The 16,997-nt window shown below is 49.1% G+C and carries 15 protein-coding genes and 2 tRNA genes; 5 read left to right on the top strand and 12 right to left on the bottom strand.

The window, feature by feature from the left end; translation table 11 throughout:
• Nucleotides 1-11 precede the first annotated feature (11 nt).
• Nucleotides 12-506 (bottom strand): DUF2798 domain-containing protein, encoded by a 495-nt coding sequence (locus DW739_RS09845; protein ID WP_117795985.1) that lies wholly within the window; start codon nt 504-506, stop codon nt 12-14.
• Nucleotides 507-1,022: 516 nt separating this feature from the next.
• On the opposite strand from DW739_RS09845, the gene rpsT reads away from it, so the two are divergent.
• Nucleotides 1,023-1,286, top strand: coding sequence for a 30S ribosomal protein S20 (gene rpsT, locus DW739_RS09840; protein WP_022358531.1), 264 nt, complete (start codon nt 1,023-1,025; stop codon nt 1,284-1,286).
• A 160-nt stretch (nt 1,287-1,446) separates the two neighbouring features.
• Here rpsT and holA read toward each other — a convergent pair whose 3' ends face one another.
• From holA to DW739_RS09800, 8 genes are all read right to left on the bottom strand, one after another.
• Complete coding sequence (gene holA, locus DW739_RS09835) at nt 1,447-2,430, bottom strand: DNA polymerase III subunit delta (protein WP_107001255.1); 984 nt, start codon at nt 2,428-2,430, stop codon at nt 1,447-1,449.
• A 212-nt stretch (nt 2,431-2,642) separates the two neighbouring features.
• Nucleotides 2,643-5,003: a ferrous iron transport protein B gene (gene feoB, locus DW739_RS09830; protein ID WP_117795987.1), complete on the bottom strand. Its 2,361-nt coding sequence runs from the start codon at nt 5,001-5,003 to the stop codon at nt 2,643-2,645.
• Nucleotides 5,004-5,258: 255 nt separating this feature from the next.
• Nucleotides 5,259-5,331: transfer RNA gene (locus tag DW739_RS09825), tRNA-Gln, on the bottom strand.
• Nucleotides 5,332-5,617: 286 nt separating this feature from the next.
• Entirely contained in the window at nt 5,618-7,072 is a 1,455-nt protein-coding gene (locus DW739_RS09820) for a hypothetical protein (RefSeq protein ID WP_118742981.1), read from the bottom strand.
• The gene (locus tag DW739_RS09815; protein WP_117795989.1) at nt 7,069-7,659 is read right to left on the bottom strand and encodes a sigma-70 family RNA polymerase sigma factor; all 591 of its coding nucleotides are present in this window, start codon (nt 7,657-7,659) and stop codon (nt 7,069-7,071) included. Before DW739_RS09815 ends, DW739_RS09820 begins: the two co-directional genes overlap by 4 nt.
• Nucleotides 7,660-7,779: 120 nt before the next feature.
• Nucleotides 7,780-8,535, bottom strand: coding sequence for a tRNA pseudouridine(38-40) synthase TruA (gene truA / locus DW739_RS09810; protein WP_118742980.1), 756 nt, complete (start codon nt 8,533-8,535; stop codon nt 7,780-7,782).
• Between the two features lie 26 nt (nt 8,536-8,561).
• The gene (locus tag DW739_RS09805) at nt 8,562-9,131 is read right to left on the bottom strand and encodes a VanZ family protein (RefSeq protein WP_118742979.1); all 570 of its coding nucleotides are present in this window, start codon (nt 9,129-9,131) and stop codon (nt 8,562-8,564) included.
• Nucleotides 9,132-9,175: 44 nt separating this feature from the next.
• Nucleotides 9,176-10,351 (bottom strand): aminotransferase class I/II-fold pyridoxal phosphate-dependent enzyme, encoded by a 1,176-nt coding sequence (locus DW739_RS09800; RefSeq protein WP_118742978.1) that lies wholly within the window; start codon nt 10,349-10,351, stop codon nt 9,176-9,178.
• A 442-nt stretch (nt 10,352-10,793) separates the two neighbouring features.
• On the opposite strand from DW739_RS09800, the gene DW739_RS09790 reads away from it, so the two are divergent.
• Complete coding sequence (locus DW739_RS09790) at nt 10,794-11,648, top strand: 4Fe-4S binding protein (protein ID WP_118742976.1); 855 nt, start codon at nt 10,794-10,796, stop codon at nt 11,646-11,648.
• Nucleotides 11,649-11,713: 65 nt separating this feature from the next.
• Nucleotides 11,714-12,058 carry a cupin domain-containing protein gene (locus DW739_RS09785; protein ID WP_118493210.1) on the top strand — a complete coding sequence of 115 codons (345 nt, stop codon included), beginning with the start codon at nt 11,714-11,716 and terminating at the stop codon, nt 12,056-12,058.
• Nucleotides 12,059-12,172: 114 nt separating this feature from the next.
• Here the strand turns inward: DW739_RS09785 and DW739_RS09780 are convergent, their stop codons facing one another.
• The gene (locus tag DW739_RS09780; protein ID WP_118742975.1) at nt 12,173-13,084 is read right to left on the bottom strand and encodes a LysR family transcriptional regulator; all 912 of its coding nucleotides are present in this window, start codon (nt 13,082-13,084) and stop codon (nt 12,173-12,175) included.
• 214 nt (nt 13,085-13,298) lie between these two features.
• Between DW739_RS09780 and DW739_RS09775 the strand changes: the two genes are divergently transcribed.
• Nucleotides 13,299-14,441, top strand: a complete 1,143-nt coding sequence (locus DW739_RS09775) for a hypothetical protein (protein ID WP_107001263.1) — start codon at nt 13,299-13,301, stop codon at nt 14,439-14,441.
• Between the two features lie 117 nt (nt 14,442-14,558).
• Nucleotides 14,559-15,407 carry an aminotransferase class IV gene (locus DW739_RS09770; protein ID WP_107001264.1) on the top strand — a complete coding sequence of 283 codons (849 nt, stop codon included), beginning with the start codon at nt 14,559-14,561 and terminating at the stop codon, nt 15,405-15,407.
• Nucleotides 15,408-15,587: 180 nt separating this feature from the next.
• Here the strand turns inward: DW739_RS09770 and DW739_RS09765 are convergent.
• Nucleotides 15,588-15,677: transfer RNA gene (locus DW739_RS09765), tRNA-Ser, on the bottom strand.
• 80 nt (nt 15,678-15,757) lie between these two features.
• Entirely contained in the window at nt 15,758-16,978 is a 1,221-nt protein-coding gene (locus DW739_RS09760; protein ID WP_118742974.1) for an N-acetylmuramoyl-L-alanine amidase, read from the bottom strand.
• Between the last annotated feature and the right edge of the window lie 19 nt (nt 16,979-16,997).

The following is a 16,997-nucleotide window of genomic DNA, read 5'->3' as shown; positions in this document are numbered from 1 at the left end:
CTGCTATCTCCCTACATAACCGGTTCCTGCAGCACGGTTCCCTCCGGGAATGCGGTACGGAACACGCGGCGCACCAGCGGACCTGCTACGATGAGCTGGAACGGAAGCGCCATGATGATATTCTTCGGAATATTGGTCAGCCAGATGATGAGCAGCTGGCTCCATGCGCCGGATTTCACGCAGGCTTCCAGACCGCCATATAAGGACATAACAAATACCATCGGAACGACCATGCAGCAGGAGATCGTGATTACTTTACGAAGTGTGCTGCTCTCCGGTGATACAAAGTAACGGAACGCAATTCCCTTCGCCGGACCGGACACGATGAACCAGTCAAACAGAAACGCATACACGAATGCAAACGGGAATCCGATCCATCCTTCGCGGATCGTTTCCAAGGATAAATGTCCCATATGAAGGGTTACATTGTACATACTCATCCAGAGTACCATAGTGAAACACATGATAACGGAATAGATAAAACTTTCTCTCTTATTTCTTGGCATTTTCATTCTCCTCCTATAAAATAATTGCTTCTATCCAGATGCATCGGCAAATCAGTCCGGCACACCCACGCGCAAGATGCTGTCCGTGATAAATTTCACAAAATAAAAAGCAGCAGAAATCGGAAACTCGTTTCGATCTCTACTGCTGTATGCAATCTCACTGCGTTTTTTTTACTATATTCAACTTGGGTTACGGTTCGCTATTATAACGTCTTTTTTCCATTCGTGTAAGCACTTTTTTTATTTTTTCACAATTTCATCATATTGAACGATCAATTTTTTCTATTTTTTATTCCGCTTATGCAACTTGACAAGAGCTGCTTTTTCAGCTCCCTTTTCATTTTTTCCGAATTTTTCCCTAAAAACAGGCAAATAGATATTGACAATACTGCCTTTATTCGATAGAATGTAATAGTATGTTTACATTGAACTGTCCGTGTCCAGGCTTTAATGCAAACCAAATACAAAATGAATTACGAATCAAAATAAAAGAATTTATGATGGAGGTACACTACATTGGCTAACATTAAATCCGCAAAAAAAAGAATCTTAGTTGCAGAGACAAGAGCTGCAAGAAACAAGGCTATCAGATCCAAAGTTAAAACTGCTGTTAAGAAAGTAGAAGCTGCTGTTGCTGCAAAAGATAAGGCTGCTGCACAGGCTGCATTATTAGCTGCTACCAGCGAGATCGACAAGGCTACTTCCAAGGGCGTATACCACAAGAATACAGCTTCCCGCAAAGTATCCCGTCTTTCCAAGGCTGTAAATACTCTGGCTTAATTATCCAGAGCGGATCTTTCGAATTATATATTAAAAATTAACCCAAATTAAAAAACCATTATTCTGTGGGTGTGACAGAATAATGGTTTTTTGTTACTTCTTTTCCAGCCGGATCCGTCCGAAGAACCGCTGATTCTGATGCTGGCACTGCCCTTTAGAATCAGCGCACGGAACTTCTGGGCTGACTGATCAGCAGCTCCACCGCCAGCCGGTCGCCCATCCGCCCGGTCTTGACTGCCTCCTCGGCATCCACGCAGGTCTGCACATAGGAAATGAGCTGTTCTTTCGTAAATGCCGCCGCCTGGCTGCTGAGCTTTCCGGCTACGAACGGAGGTACTTTCAATTTCGAGGCAACCGTCCCCCGGTCTGCGCCGGACGCCTGCAATTCTCGCACCAGCAAAAGCTGGTTAAACTGTCTGGCAATCAGGAACAGGATCCGCATCGGCGGCTCCCTGAGTGTCAGCAGGTCTTCGTACAGATCCATCGCCCGCTTCGTCTTTCCCGCCGTGATCGCCGCTACCATGTCGAAGATCTTGTTCGTGATCTGCACGGTCGTGATGACTTTCACATCCTCTGCCGTCACTACCTCACTGCCCATCGTGTAGGAAATGAGTTTTTCCAGCTCCATCCGGATGTTTTCCATATCATCGCCGACGCGCTCCAAAAAGAGATTCATCGTGGACGGCGTGATCTTCCGCCCATTCTGCGCCAGGATCGTCGCCGCCCATCTGGCGAGCTGCGCGCTGTCCTGCCGCTTCATCTCCGCAATGTGACCCAGATCCTTGACCTTTTTGTAGAGTTTGTTTCTCTTATCGACCGCCTCCTCCACAAATACGATGCAGGTCGTGTCCGGCATCATCGGCAGATACTCCGCCAGCGCCTCCGAAGAAGTCTTGAAAAATCCGCTGTCCTCGATCAGAATCAGACGCCGCTCGCTGAAAAATGGCATCGTGTCCGCCAGACTGATCAGCTCGTTCACATCCAGCCCTTTTCCCTCGAAATAATTGTAGTTCATCGTATCATCGCCCGAGATCGCCGCCCGCAGCTTCTTTTTATAACTCTGCTTCAAAAACGCCTCTTCGCCGTATAGCAGATAAACCGGCTTAAATGTGCCATTTTTGATGTCTTCATTGATCGTCTGCATTAACTCCGTCCCCGCCTCCTGGTTCTATTCGATAAAAACAGATCCATTTTTTCGAATGACTGTCCATCCGGTTACTTTCCTGTCTATTTTTTCACTTCCTACTATTATAAACATTTTTCTAAAATGTTGTCTACTGTAAACCCATAAAAAGAATAAAACAGCAGCTCCTTTTGTTGCTTGAAATTTTTCCTTGGTTCACTTTCAGTCAAAACCTACATTACCATCCCTAGCAAAAGATAGACCGCATACGCTACAATCCACGCAATCACGCACTGCGCCACCACGACAAAGCAAGCCCATTTTCCGCCCAGTTCGCGTCTGACCGATGAAATCGCTGCCACGCACGGCGTATAGAGCAGGCAGAAAACCAGCAGACTGACCGCTGAAAGAGGGGTCAGAATGTCACGCAGGCTCTGAGTCGTCCCGAACAGAACCGACAGCGTTGATACAACACTCTCTTTTGCCATAAATCCGGTCAGAAGTGCCGTGCAGACACGCCAGTCGCCTAATCCCATCGGCGCAAACAGTGGTGCAATCACACCAGAAATAACCGCCAAAAGACTCTGCTGGGAATTGGACACAACATTCAGGTGCAGATCAAATGTCTGAAGGAACCAGATTAAAATCGTCGCCACAAAAATAACTGTGAATGCTTTCTGCAGGAAATCCCTTGCCTTTTCCCAGAGAAGCTGGGCGACATTGCGCGCCCCCGGCATCCGGTAGTTCGGAAGCTCCATGACGAACGGAACGGCTTCACCCTTAAATAAAGTTGTTTTAAGAAGCATTGCCATCAAAATTCCCATCAGGATTCCCAACAGATAAAGTGCAATCATAACAATCGCCCCATGATGCGGGAAAAAGACAGCGGTAAAAAACGCATAAATCGAAATCTTGGCGGAACAGCTCATAAACGGAGTCAACAGGATCGTCATTTTTCGATCCCGCTCCGAAGAAAGCGTCCGGCTTGCCATGACTCCTGGTACCGTGCAGCCAAAGCCAATCAGCATCGGCACGATGCTCCGTCCGGAAAGACCGATCTTTCGAAGCAGTTTATCCATCACAAACGCCACACGTGCCATATAACCGCTGTCCTCTAAAAGCGACAGGAAGAAAAACAGCGTCACAATGATCGGCAGAAAGCTCAAAACACTTCCGACACCATTGCACACACCATCGATCAGCAGGGAATGGAGCACCGGATTGATACCTGCCGCTGTCAGCGCTGCGTCTGCCCGCTCTGTCAGCCATCCAATCACCAGTTCCAGACCATCTGAAAGGACCGCGCCAATCACATTAAATGTCAGCCAGAATACCAGACCCATGATTGCAATAAATGCCGGAATCGCCGTGTAGGTTCCAGTAAGAAGACGGTCAATCTTCACACTTCGCTGGTGTTCCCGGCTTTCCCTCGGTTTGACGACTGTCTGCCTGCAGACTTTTTCGATAAAACCAAACCGCATATCCGCAATCGCAGCTGCCCGATCCAGCCCGCGTTCCTTCTCCATCTGGCAGATAATATGTTCCAGCGTCTCTTTTTCATTCGTGTCCAGATTCAGACGCGCCTCAATCTCCTCATCGCCTTCTGCCAGCTTCGATGCAGCAAAGCGCACCGGAATACCCGCATTCTGCGCGTGATCTTCGATCAGATGCATAATACCATGCAGGCAGCGGTGCACCGCGCCACCGTGATAATCCGCATCACAGAAATCCTGCCGTCCCGGTTTCTCCTGAAAATGCGTTACATGAAGCGCATGATCGATCAGCTCTCCGATTCCTTCATTCTTTGCCGCTGAGATCGGGATAACCGGAATCCCCAGTTCTTCCTCCAGTTCGTTGACACGGACAGAACCGCCGTTCTGGCGCACCTCGTCCATCATATTAAGCGCCAGAACCATCGGAATATCCAGTTCCAGAAGCTGCATGGTCAGATACAGGTTGCGCTCAATGTTTGTCGCATCCACGATATTGATGATTCCCTTCGGGTGCTCCTGCAAAATAAACTGACGCGTCACCAGCTCCTCATTCGAATATGGCGATAAGGAATAGATTCCTGGCAGGTCGGTCACTTTCGTATTTTCATGTCCGCGGATCGTGCCATCCTTCCGGTCCACCGTCACACCCGGGAAATTCCCCACATGCTGATTGGATCCGGTCAGCTGGTTAAAAAGCGTCGTTTTGCCACAGTTCTGATTACCTGCCAGGGCAAACGTCAGAACGGTGCCATCCGGCAATGGGTGTTCCTCCGCCTTTGTATGGTATTTTCCACCTTCTCCGAGTCCAGGGTGATCGATCGCGCGCGCCATCGGAATCCCATGTTCCTTTTTGTCCGCTGCTTCGGTTCCTGCCTCGCGTACATTCTCAATCTCTATCTTCTCTGCATCCGCCAGGCGCAACGTCAGTTCATAGCTATGAATCCGCACCTCAACCGGATCGCCCATCGGCGCATATTTTACCATCGTAACCGATGCAGTCGGAATCAATCCCATATCCAGAAAATGATGCCGCAGTGCACCTTCTCCGCCAACTGTCCGAACGGTTGCAGTTTTTCCTATTGGTAAATCCTTTAATGTCATTCTCTGCCTCCATCTCTCTTCATTAGTCAAACTCATTGTATGTCATCAGACTTCTACATCCGCCTGATTTTGAAGCAAAGCATAGAGAGAAAAATACTATTGAAACTTTTTCTCAATTATGTTTCCAGATAAGTCTATTGTACTTTAGGGAATTTGTCAATCGTTGGAATCTTTAAGAATCTACCAATCAGAAAAAAAATAGAAAAGATAAAAGAAAAACAGCAAGGATGAATCATCCTCACTGTCTCAAAATAGCTGGGCTACAAGGATTCGAACCTTGAAAATGACGGAGTCAGAGTCCGTTGCCTTACCATTTGGCGATAGCCCAATCTTTTATTTCATAGCTGTCTCAGCCACATTTATTATTATATCATAAATTTTTGTTTCGTCAAGTATTTTTTTCAAACACTTATGTTTTTTTGAACAATTATAATTATTTACCAGTTCGAAACATTTTACAGTCTCGTAATGCCCCGGATATTTTTCCGTCACGAGGCTTCCTGCAAATAATTCTAATGATTCTTAAAATTCCTGCTGCCCGAATCCAACTTCTGGTAACTCCAGACATATCATGGTTCAGGCAGCAGGAATCATATATCCTCATACACTCCGCTTTAATTAGCTGACTCCGCATCTGTCTTCGTTTCTTTTTCCGTCGGCTTTGTCTCCATCTGACTGTACTCTGTCTCCGAGTGCGTGCTCTCTTTTACTACTTCTGTCAGTGTCTCCGGCGCGCGGGATGTCTCGGACGGCTTTGTCTCCACTGTCTCATCATCCGCATCGTCGTCACCCTCATCAATCAGATCATCCGCAATATCCGGCGTCTCGAAATAGCCTTTTACCGTACCAAAGGAGCCGCCGTCCCGCACTGCCACTCCGCCGAGCGTAAACGTGCACTCCGTATTGGCTGGAAGCCCTTTGACGTGAATCTCACAGGAGGTTCCGCCTGTGTCCGTGATTCTCGCCGAATAGCTCTGACCGTCCGGATCTACCACCGACACGGTCGGATTTTTCCATTTAACCTTTTCCTTAAAAACGATGTTCAGCGAACCGCTCTCGTAATCTACATAGTCAATCTTCGCTTTCTTGCCTCCCGAATCGACTTCTTCCTCGTCCTCATCTGCTGCGGCGGTTGTCTCCACCGGGCGTACTGCAGTCGATGGCTGTTCTGCCGGCGTCGGTTCATTTTCCGGCTGACCGGTGCTTTCCACGGTCGTCTCCGCTAAGGTTTCTTCCTCGGTCTGCGGCAATGTCACCTCACGAACCAGAGCCGCATCCGTCTCAATGGTGCTGTCCGTCTTCGAATAACCTACCGTATAAGCACGATCCGCGATCTCCCGCGCAATCTCTTCCATCGTCATACCGGCAAATTTTTTCATATCATTTTCGGTCAGGTCGTTATCCCGAATCAGCTCTCGCAGAAAATACGCTTTTCCATAAGAAATATTGTATTTCTCCGCCAGATCCTGAATCTCCCCGGTTACCTTCATCCGCTGGTCATAGACAACCGCCTGTACCGCGTGTTCCTGCAGGGAAGACTCTACATCCCCTACGACATCCTGACGCAAAGATGATGCCTTTTTCTCATTCTCATTGGACACGGTAACCAGAATCGCATTGTCCAGTTCATCCAGATAACCGTTCCGGACCATCGAACCGATCAATGCGTTGACCGCAATATCAAGGTCTACATTTTTCAAATTCATATCATCCAGGATCGTCTCCGCATCCTCATTAAGCGGATTCGCCTGCAATACTTTCTCGTTCCGGTTGACGGAAAGCTCAATACTCGGATTGACATCGATGCCAATCACCGAATCGACACGGTGATTCTGGTAAAATGAAACACCGCCTCCTAACACAGCCACACACAAGCAGGCGGCTGCTGCCATCGCCACGGTCCGCATCCGGCGGTACATCCGTACACGGCGGGATGGTTTTACATAGATCTCCTGTGGCGTCGAGAGATCGATTTTATCGAATACGTTGGGAGTCAGGGCGTCCATCGCCGATCGCAGATGTGACTCAATCTCATCCTGTTCCCACGCTGTTTCAGAGTGATCGGTCAATGTACTCCCTCCTCTCTCAGGTGTTTTTTCAGTTTTTTCATAGCACGGTTGTACTTGGAAAGCACCGTTGCCAGCGGCATCTCCAAATCTGCCGCGATCTCACGATGTTTTAACCCCGCTGATGTCCGCAGAAGTACAATCTGCCGTTCTTCTTCATTTAATATTTTGAGTGCTGCGTGTAATACCATCTTATCCGCAGCATCCTCTATCTGGGGACAGAATTCCCCTGTCTCCATCTCAGAAAGATCCGAAAGCCCGATATCCGCTTCATGCTTCTGGTCACGGAAGCGCATATAGCAAAGATTTCTAGCGATCGTAAACATCCACGCCAGCGGTTTGCCCTGCGACTGATAGCTTCCAGCCGAAGTCCAGACCTTTAAATAAAGCTCCTGCATGACCTCCTCAGAGTCCTGCGGATTCCGCAAAATCGATAGAATAAAACCGTATATAGTTTTATCCGTATTCTGATAAAGCTGCTGAAATGCCGCCTTATCTCCCTCTGCCACTCGCAGAAGCAGCTTTTCATCGCTCATCTTATCATAGGCGACCGGCTCTTCCATGGTCGTTAAAAGCCCCGTCAAAAACATGGACGAAATTTCCTTTCTATATAACTTAATGCAAAGAAACCAGTTCTTATTGCATTTGTTATGAATTTTTTCTGATTTCTGTCCAGCTCCTCACGGCAGCTGGCAAAAATCAATGCAGCTTTATTCATACTCGACCCGTTCCAGAAAAAGCCCCTCCGGCGGCGCCGTAAAACCTGCCAGCGCTCGGTCACAGGAAAAAAGCGCCTCCGCCACTGATTCCGGTGTCCGCTTATGAAGTCCTACCTCGATCAGTGTACCGGTCAGGATTCTTACCATATTATATAGGAAGCCATTGCCACGAAAATGCAGTTCGCACACACTTTCCTGCATGGTCAGCTCAATAGCAGTGAGATTCCGCACCGTCGATTTTTTCATCCGTTTCAACGAACAGAATGCTTTAAAATCGTGCTCACCTGTCAGATACGCAGCCGCCCGCCTCATGGCCGCTATGTCCAGAGGTTCCCCCAGACCGTACACATATCGGCGCTCAAATACATTTTTCTTCGCTGCCGTCTCAATCCGGTAGCAGTAGGTCTTGGAAACGGCATTTAGACGGCTGTGAAAACGCATTCCTGCCTCCTGCGCCGATAAGACAGCGATATCATCTGGAAGATAGCGGTTCAGGTACGCTTTCAACTCCTCCGCGCTCATCCCGGCACAGGACGCCGGAAGATGGAAATTCGCCACCTGTCCCCATGCGTGGACGCCTGCATCTGTCCGTCCGGAACCGTGCACTTCAACCGGCTGACCTGCCATTTTTTCAAGAATCTGTTCTAGTTTTCCCTGTATCGTCTTGTCCGTGTTTCCCTGCTTCTGCCAGCCGTCATAACGGCTTCCGTCATATTGCAGGGTAATTTTTATATTTCGATCCGACATATTTTTTCTCCATGTGTTATCTATCTTCATTCTTTCTTTATTCGCAAATATATCCGCCTCGCTGCCAGATACAGCACCGTTCCAGTCAGTGCTCCCGCCATATCCAGCCATACATCGCTGATCTGCCCGGAACGTCCTTCGGTAAACAGCTGAATCGTCTCATCCAGAAACGGGACCGCAAAAATAGCGATACGATGGATTTCCAGCCATATATGTCCGTCCGGTGTCAGCGCACACATTCTCCCAGTCCCATCTCCCCGATCAACCAAATCCTCTATCCGCATTTTTTCTGAGACAGTCCGGTTCCTGCGCACACAGGCATCACTCTGTCTAAGCAGCATTCCCAGCCCTGTATATTCAATAAAATGAGCACATTTGCGCACAATATGTTCGGTCAGCCATGGTACAGCCACTCCGGACTCTGCTGCCAGCTTCTGCAAAAACCGGAGGATCCGTCCGCTCTCCGCCGATGACTGTACTGCCGGACGCATGGAATTGGAGTAGATAAACAAAATATATAAAATTAAAACAATATGCCAGATCCAGACCGTCACCAGGACTCTCTGTCTTCCCCGGATATTTTTTTCCACATTCATCTATAAATTCCTGTATCCATTCTATCTTCTATTGATTTATATCTTTACTGATTGGATTGTAAAATGCCGCTCTCTGCAATCCGGCGCACCGCCAGCGCAATCGCATCCTCATCCTGCACCAGCGCCATCCGCACATGACCTTCGCCCGACGGTCCAAATGCGCTGCCCGGTGTTACCAGAACACCTGCTTTTTCAAATAAAGCCTTTACAAACTCCAGTGAATCCGTAAATCCTGCCGGGATCGGCGCCCACACAAACATCGTGCCTTCCGGTTTTTCCATCTTCCAGCCGATGGATGCAAGTCCGTCGCACAGACAGTCGCGCCGTCTCTCATATGCCGCCCTCGTCGAAGCCACACAGCTCTGGTCACCGCTGATCGCCGCGATCGCCGCTTTCTGAATCGGCAGGAACATACCATAATCCATGTTGGATTTCAATGTTTTCAGATGACTGACCACTTCCTCATTTCCCACACAGAAGCCGACGCGCGCGCCCGCCAATCCGTACGTTTTTGACAGCGAATTAAACTCCACGCCGACCTCGCGTGCGCCCGGAAAACGCAGGAAACTTCCGCAGGTTCTTCCGTCAAACACAAGCTCACTGTAGGCGTTGTCGTGAAGAACGATAATATCATATTTCTTTGCAAATGCAATCAATTCCTCATAGAAACTGTCTGGAGCCAGCACCGCCGTCGGATTGTTCGGGTAGGAAACAATCATAAATTTCGCTTTCTGAGCGACTTCCTCCGGAATTTCCTTCAAATCAATGATGTAGTGATTTTCCTCGCGCTGCGGCATATAGTAAAGCTCTGCCCCCGCCAAAGACGGACCATCCGCAAACACCGGATAACACGGATCCGGTACCAAAACCACATCGCCCTCGTCCACGATCGAAAGTGCGATGTGCGCCAGTCCCTCCTGGGAACCGAGCAAAGAGCAAATCTCTGTCTCCGGGTTCAGCTCCACTCCATAGCGGCGCGCATACCAGTCGGACACTGCCTCCAAAAGTGCCTGCTGATCCTGAATTGCATACAGGTAATTTTCCGGTACCAGACAGGCTTCGCTGAGCGCCTTTAAAATATGCGGTGCGGGGGCAATATTCGGTGCGCCGATGCTCAGATCGACGATCGTCTCTCCCTCCGCCAGCTTTTTCTTCTTCATCTGTGCCAGCATAGAGAACACACCCTCGCCAAACCGGTCCATTCTATTTGCAAATTTCATCTTGTGTTGTCCTTTCTTGAAAGAAATCTCCGATTTTCTTTCCTTTTCTATTTCTATTTTTATCTCTATGAATCCTCTTTAAAACTCTAATAATTCCCATCCGCCCGATCACTCTGTCAAATGACTTATTCAACCAATTCCACCAAATCATATCGAACTGCCCTCGCTGAATCTTATCAATCCAGCTTTGCATCCTCAGGCTATATAAGTATTAATTATAGTACATGGATATGGGAAAGTAAAGGGAGGATAACAGCTCTCGCCAGCTATTATAACTTTTCAAAAATGTTGTAAAAACAACGGACTTTTCTATGCCGGACGATTATACTTATCATGTACTTAAGAAAACAAAAAAAATCAAAATAGATGTTCTGACATATCTCATCCTTTCATGTATGAAGATCGGTCAGATGCACATGAATAAGAAAGACGAGGAATTTATATGGTACGAAGAATTGTAGAAATTGATCAGAAAAAATGCAACGGCTGCGGTCTCTGCGCTTCCGCCTGTCATGAGGGCGCGATCGGCATGGTGGACGGTAAAGCAACCCTTTTAAAAGATGATTACTGTGACGGTCTGGGCGACTGTCTGCCAGCCTGTCCGACTGGCGCGATCTCCTTTGTCGAGCGCGAGGCGGCAGCTTACGATGAGGCGGCAGTCCAGGTCCACATGGCAGCACGCAAAGCAAAGCAGGTATTAGAGGCAAACGCAGCGGCAAACACATCCGCACGTTCCGAAGCAAAACCGGCGACACCGGCATTTGGCGGATGTCCTGGATCCATGAGCCGTTTCCTGAAACGTCCTGACACAGCTGCTTCCCATGCATCCTCAGCAGCCACATCCACAGGCGGTCCTGGCAGTGCTGCTTCCGCTATCACACATGACAATTTTTCTGAATCCGCTGCTTGTGACCATTCAGAAAACACCCCAATAAGCGCTCTGTCCAACTGGCCGGTTCAGATCAAATTAGCCCCGATCCGCGCCCCGTATTTCGACGGTGCCAAACTTTTGGTCGCTGCCGACTGTACCGCTTACGCATACAGCCGCTTCCATCAGGACTTTATCCATGGTAAAATAACTTTGATCGGATGTCCAAAGCTTGACAGCATCGACTACTCCGAAAAGCTGACCGAAATCATCCGCAGCAACGACATCAAGAGCGTGACCGTTGTCCGCATGGAGGTTCCGTGCTGCGGCGGTATCGAGCACGCCGTGAAAAAAGCCCTGCAGGCAAGCGGAAAATTCATTCCGTGGCAGGTGACGACGATTTCGATTGATGGAAGGATCTTAGATTAACCCTTTTTCTGAGAATCTGCACATTATAAACAACTATAAATCTTTTATTATGGAGGAGGAACACCATGGAATACCCATATATCAAAAACATCACCCATGAAAAAGTTCAGACTTTAACCAGTCTGGTAAATGCCGAAGACGGTCAGATCGTCAGCAAGACACTGGCGCAGAATGAGGCGGTCAGCGTTACCCTGTTCGCATTCGCAAAGGGCGAGGAGATCTCCACCCACGATTCCACCGGCGATGCGATGGTAACGGTTCTGGAAGGCACCGGACGTTTTACCGTTGACGGCGTTGAGCATCTCGTTCATGCCGGTGAAGTGCTCGTCATGCCGGCGAAAAAGCCGCACGCGGTGTTTGCGCCAGAGGCATTTAAGTGGATGCTGACGGTTATTTTCCCATTTTACTAAAAATCTTATCATCCATCCAAAAACAGGCATACCGCAAGATTCTTGAATCCCTTCAAACAAAGACTCTGCGATATGCCCGTTTTTATTTTTACTAATTATCTTAAAACCAATTACTTACTCCACGTACTCATGCGTTTCCACCCACTGCAGCAGCTTTTCAATCGCCGGATTCGGGTTGCTCTGACGCCATGCGATCTCAAAATCAAGTTCTTCCGTACTGCCGTCCGCGCGGAGAAGCGGAACCACCACCAGATTCCGCGCATTCCGATAATGGCGGACGGCATATTCCGGGAGAATCGCCACGCCAAATCCCGCTGACACCTCCAGAAGCACCGTCTGTACCTCCCGTTCACGCGCCACGATATTCGGTATAAAACCGCCCTTATTGTAACAAATCAATACTTCTTCCGCCTCATCGTTGGAACGCCCCTGCGGCTGCATGATGATAAAGTCTTCCCGCGCCAGATCACGGTACATCAGATGGCTCTCTCCCGCCAGCGTATGCCCCGGATAAAGAACCGCCATCATCGGAAACCGTTTGAGGAACCGATGCTTTAAATCCTCGTAATTCTGCGTGTACAGAGACAGATTAAACGCAAGATCGCAGGTTCCATTATCTAACAGCTCATAGAGCGCGCTCATATTTTCCCGCAGCAGATGAATCGAAATATTCGGGTACGCCTCATGAAAACTTCTGAGCGTCTCCGAAAAACGGCTCTGCTCATATCCCCGGATAAATCCGATCGTCAGCTCCCCAGCTACGCCTTCCGCTGCCGTCCGCGCGAGCTTTGCCGCCTCCTCGGCGCGGACCAGAATCGCCCGCGCCTCGTTCAGATATACCTTTCCCGCCGCCGTCAGCTCGACATGGTGCTTGTCCCGCACAAAAAGCGGCACCCCGATCTTCTCCTCCAACGACTGAATCTGCAGCGTCATCGCTGTCTGCGAAATAAAACATTTTTTCGCCGCCCGCGTAAAATTCAGCTGCTCCGCCGCCGCCACAAAATATTCCATTTGTTTTAAATTCATCTCATTTCCCCATTTCTATGATCCTATATGTAATCGCGTCTTTTCGATCGAGCAAAAAAAATGAATCATGCCGCCCAATTTACGGGCTTTCGATCTGGCTTTTCCTGTTTTGTTATAAGTTTCCCTTATTATAATATCTGTTCTTTCTATTGGCAAGTTTTTCATTCATCCTTTATAATTTTTAATAGTCAACAAAAGAAAGTGAGTGAAAGGTATGAAACAATTCAAAAATTTCTACGAAGGCACATACGCCAAGTACATTCTGCCGGGCGTCCTGTTGCAATCGGTTCTGATTGGCGGCGGCTATGCAACCGGACGTGAGATTTATTCTTACGGTGCGAAATTCGGAGCGATGGGCTGGATCTCCGGACTGACGATCGGCATCGGTTTTGCCCTGTTTGCCTTCCTGACCTTTGAGATCTGCCGGATCTACAAGGTTTACGATTATAAAAACTATATCAAGCAGGTCATTGGACCGCTCTGGCCGATGATGGATATTTTAACTGTCCTCATCGCGATTCTGCTGATTGCCGTTATGGCAGCCGCAACTGGAAGTATTTTCGAGCAGGTCGGACTTCCGAATATTCTCGGCTCCGTTGTGATCGTTCTGATTTGCGGACTCTTGAACTTTAAGGGTTCCAAGATGATCGAGAAATTTGAATCGATCGGTACTATTTTACTGTATGGCGGCTATATTCTGTTTACAATTCTGGTACTCGTCAACAAGGGCGGCAACATTTCCCATGTATTCAGCACGATGGACACCAGCACCTACGACGGCTCTGTCACTGTTCCGCTGTGCATTTACACCGGTATTCTGTATGTTGCCTACAACATCAATTCCATCCCGATGGGCATGTTCTCCCTGACACGCCAGACCAAACGGAAAGAAACCTTTATTTCCGGTCTGATCGCCGGTCTTCTGATGGTTATTCCGTGGTTTTTGTCTTACTTTGCGATGATGTGCTTCTACGGTGACACCTCCATCGTCGGCGCGGATGTCACAACCCCGTGGATGGAAATGATCAAGGCAGTCAACGGCGGACCGGCACTGATGGCACTGTTCAGTCTCGTTATGGGCTGGACGCTGGTTGAGACGGCAACTGGCTGCATCCACATGATCATCGACCGTTTCGACGTTGCCATGGAGGAAAAGGGCGCTGCCAAGCTGTCCGATACAAACCGCGGTCTGATTACGGTCATCACGCTGATCGCTGCACTCGTATTATCCCGCGTCGGCGTTGTCACCTTGATCGAGCAGGGCTATTCGTACCTGTCTTACGGATTTATCCTCTTCTACCTGCTGCCGACGCTGCTGGTAGGCGGATATAAGATTATTAAACATAAAGACAAATAAATATGTAATGATAAGAACACATCCGCCTGTGGGAGATTTCATCTTATAGACGGATGTGGTATAATGTAAACACTTGACGAGGTATTTTCGAATCAACATAGAAAGGAAGTATATGCAATGAAATATGTCGGATATTACAATGGAGAAATCGGCCCCCTCGAGGAAATGAAAATCCCGATGTTGGACCGCGCCGTTTATTTTGGAGATGGCTGCTACGATGCCACCACCTTTGCAAACAACAACATTTTTGCCGCAGACGACCACCTCGACCGTTTCTACAACAGCTGCAAGCTGCTGGAAATCCCGTTTGAAATGTCGCGCGAAGAACTGCGTGCCGAGCTGCAGAAATGCATCGATGCCAATGAGATTGACCACGGTATGCTGTACTGGCAGTGTTCCCGCGGAACTACCTATCGTGGACATCAGTTTCCACCTGCTTCCGTAAAACCAAATCTGATGATTTTTACTGTTCCGTGCGACCTGATTCCATTTGATAAGACTTTCCGCCTGATCTCGATGGAGGACACCCGTTTCCTGCACTGCAACATCAAGACGCTGAACCTGATTCCAAGTGTCATCGCTTACCAGCGCTGCATCGAACAGGGCTGCCAGGAAACGGTCTTCCACCGCGGCGAACGCGTCACCGAATGCGCCCACAGCAATATCTTAATCATCAAGGACGGCGTTCTCTGCACCCCACCGAGAGATAATCTGATTCTTCCGGGCATCACGTTAAAACATCTGCTGATGTTAGCTGAGAAAAACGGCATCCCGACCAGCGAGGCACCATTTACCATGCAGGAACTGGCAGACGCCGACGAAATCATTGTCAGCAGCTCCGGCGGGCTCTGCATCCAGGCCGTTGAACTCGATGGAAAACCAATCGGAGGAAAAGATCCGAAGACGCTGAAGACTTTGCAGGATGCTTATGCGGAGTTTTATGCGGAAGATACGAAGGTACGGTAAAAATCCATAAATTTGCCAATCAAGGGCTGTCACTCAAAACGTGGCAGCTCTTTTTCGCTTGCGACATGTTTCTGCTTCGCGCAAGTGCACATCCTCGCGGAGCATTTTTTGTTTCATAGGACGCAATTTCCTATGAAATAAAATAAGGGGATCCCTGTATTTACAAGGATCCCCAGGAAGCGGAGACGGAGGGATTCGAACCCTCGTGCCGGGATGAACCGACAAACGCATTTCGAGTGCGCCGCGTTACGGCCGCTTCGCTACGTCTCCAGATATTAGGTGTTTCTCTTCGAAACACCTATACTATTATACATGATATTTTGACTTTTGTCATCTGTTTTTTTCACTATTTACTGATAATACGCATCAATTCCGTTCGCAATTCCCCCGGCAATCAATTCCTGATAATCATCCCGTGCCATCTTCTGATCTTCTTCCGGGTTGCTCATAAAGCCCATCTCGACAATGGAAACCGGTATCTTACACCAGTTGATGCCGCTCATGCTGTCTGTCTCCTGCACACCGCGGTTCTTGAAGCCGGTTGCCGCGCAGACAGAGTCCGTGATCTTCTTGGAAAGAGAATAGCTTGCCGCGTGAAGCCCGCCGTTGTACGGGTTGGACGCCGTCTGGCACATGGAAAGAGTACCGTTGACCGTCGTGTTATCCAACGAATTACCGTGAATCCGGACGAAAATGGAGGCGCCGCTCTTGTTGGCGATCTCCGCTCTCTCCGCATTGCTTAAGTTGACATCGTTGGACTCCCGGATCATGACGACCTGATAGCCTCTCTCTTCCAGAATCCGTTTTAACTTCTTCGAAACTGATAAAGTCAGCTCATATTCCGGCAGCTTCGTCGATACGCCCTCGGTGCCGGAAGCCACCTTCGCCTTCATGGTCGAGGAGCCCGGTCCGACTGGTTCTTTGTCCGGATTGCCCTTTGCCTGATGTCCCGCGTCGATCGCTACGATACGTCCGTTGGACACCGGTGCACCCTGTGCATCCGCTTCTGCCCCCTGCGCTGTGACCGTCGCTTCCTCACTGCCCGGCTCGGTCGTCGTCAGGTATTCGGAACGGATAAAACAGCTCTTGTCCTTATAAAGCACCTCGCTCCAGCCGTCTCCGATACCGACGCGCTGCACGCTGTCGCCCTGATTCAGCTGTGTCACAATCTCATACTCCGTTCCACAGCCCGAACGCACGTTGAGCAGGTTCTCAGTCGCATACACTGTCTCGTCGACACTCCGGAAGCCGCTCGCCGTCGTTTTGTCACTCTCCAGCTCGCTCTGATCCGCAACCGCCGCTGCATCCGCCTCCTGAATGCCCTGTGCATCTTCCAGCTCCAGACTTTGCTTTGCCGCATTCGGCACCTGTTTCTTCGCTGTCTGTTCCGCCGGTTCTGTCTCAGCAGCCGCCATCTGCACCTGCTTCTGTGCCTGATTCGGAAGGGTAAATCCCGCATGGCTTACGCCAATGGAACCCGCCGCGACCACAATCGCGGTCACCGCCGCCCAGAAACGTTTCCGGTAATCCGGTGTGCCTGGCTTTCTTTTTCTGCTTTCTCCTCTTGCCATTTACAAAAAACTCCAATCT

This window comes from Clostridium sp. AM28-20LB, assembly GCF_003480665.1.
GTDB classification, from domain to species: domain Bacteria; phylum Bacillota; class Clostridia; order Lachnospirales; family Lachnospiraceae; genus Otoolea; species Otoolea fessa.
The sequence above is the reverse complement of the archived record's forward strand: the minus strand, read 5'-3'. Positions and strand labels throughout refer to the sequence as shown.

What these genes read in the sequence shown, in the direction of transcription:
- DW739_RS09845 (WP_117795985.1), bottom strand. Translation starts at nt 506, where the DNA reads ATGCCAAGAAATAAGAGAGAAAGTTTTATCTATTCCGTTATCATGTGT.
- holA (WP_107001255.1), bottom strand. Translation starts at nt 2,430, where the DNA reads ATGCAGACGATCAATGAAGACATCAAAAATGGCACATTTAAGCCGGTT.
- feoB (WP_117795987.1), bottom strand. Translation starts at nt 5,003, where the DNA reads ATGACATTAAAGGATTTACCAATAGGAAAAACTGCAACCGTTCGGACA.
- DW739_RS09815 (WP_117795989.1), bottom strand. Translation starts at nt 7,659, where the DNA reads ATGTTTTTGACGGGGCTTTTAACGACCATGGAAGAGCCGGTCGCCTAT.
- truA (WP_118742980.1), bottom strand. Translation starts at nt 8,535, where the DNA reads ATGTCGGATCGAAATATAAAAATTACCCTGCAATATGACGGAAGCCGT.
- DW739_RS09805 (WP_118742979.1), bottom strand. Translation starts at nt 9,131, where the DNA reads ATGAATGTGGAAAAAAATATCCGGGGAAGACAGAGAGTCCTGGTGACG.
- DW739_RS09800 (WP_118742978.1), bottom strand. Translation starts at nt 10,351, where the DNA reads ATGAAATTTGCAAATAGAATGGACCGGTTTGGCGAGGGTGTGTTCTCT.
- DW739_RS09790 (WP_118742976.1), top strand. Translation starts at nt 10,794, where the DNA reads ATGGTACGAAGAATTGTAGAAATTGATCAGAAAAAATGCAACGGCTGC.
- DW739_RS09785 (WP_118493210.1), top strand. Translation starts at nt 11,714, where the DNA reads ATGGAATACCCATATATCAAAAACATCACCCATGAAAAAGTTCAGACT.
- DW739_RS09780 (WP_118742975.1), bottom strand. Translation starts at nt 13,084, where the DNA reads ATGAATTTAAAACAAATGGAATATTTTGTGGCGGCGGCGGAGCAGCTG.
- DW739_RS09775 (WP_107001263.1), top strand. Translation starts at nt 13,299, where the DNA reads ATGAAACAATTCAAAAATTTCTACGAAGGCACATACGCCAAGTACATT.
- DW739_RS09770 (WP_107001264.1), top strand. Translation starts at nt 14,559, where the DNA reads ATGAAATATGTCGGATATTACAATGGAGAAATCGGCCCCCTCGAGGAA.
- DW739_RS09760 (WP_118742974.1), bottom strand. Translation starts at nt 16,978, where the DNA reads ATGGCAAGAGGAGAAAGCAGAAAAAGAAAGCCAGGCACACCGGATTAC.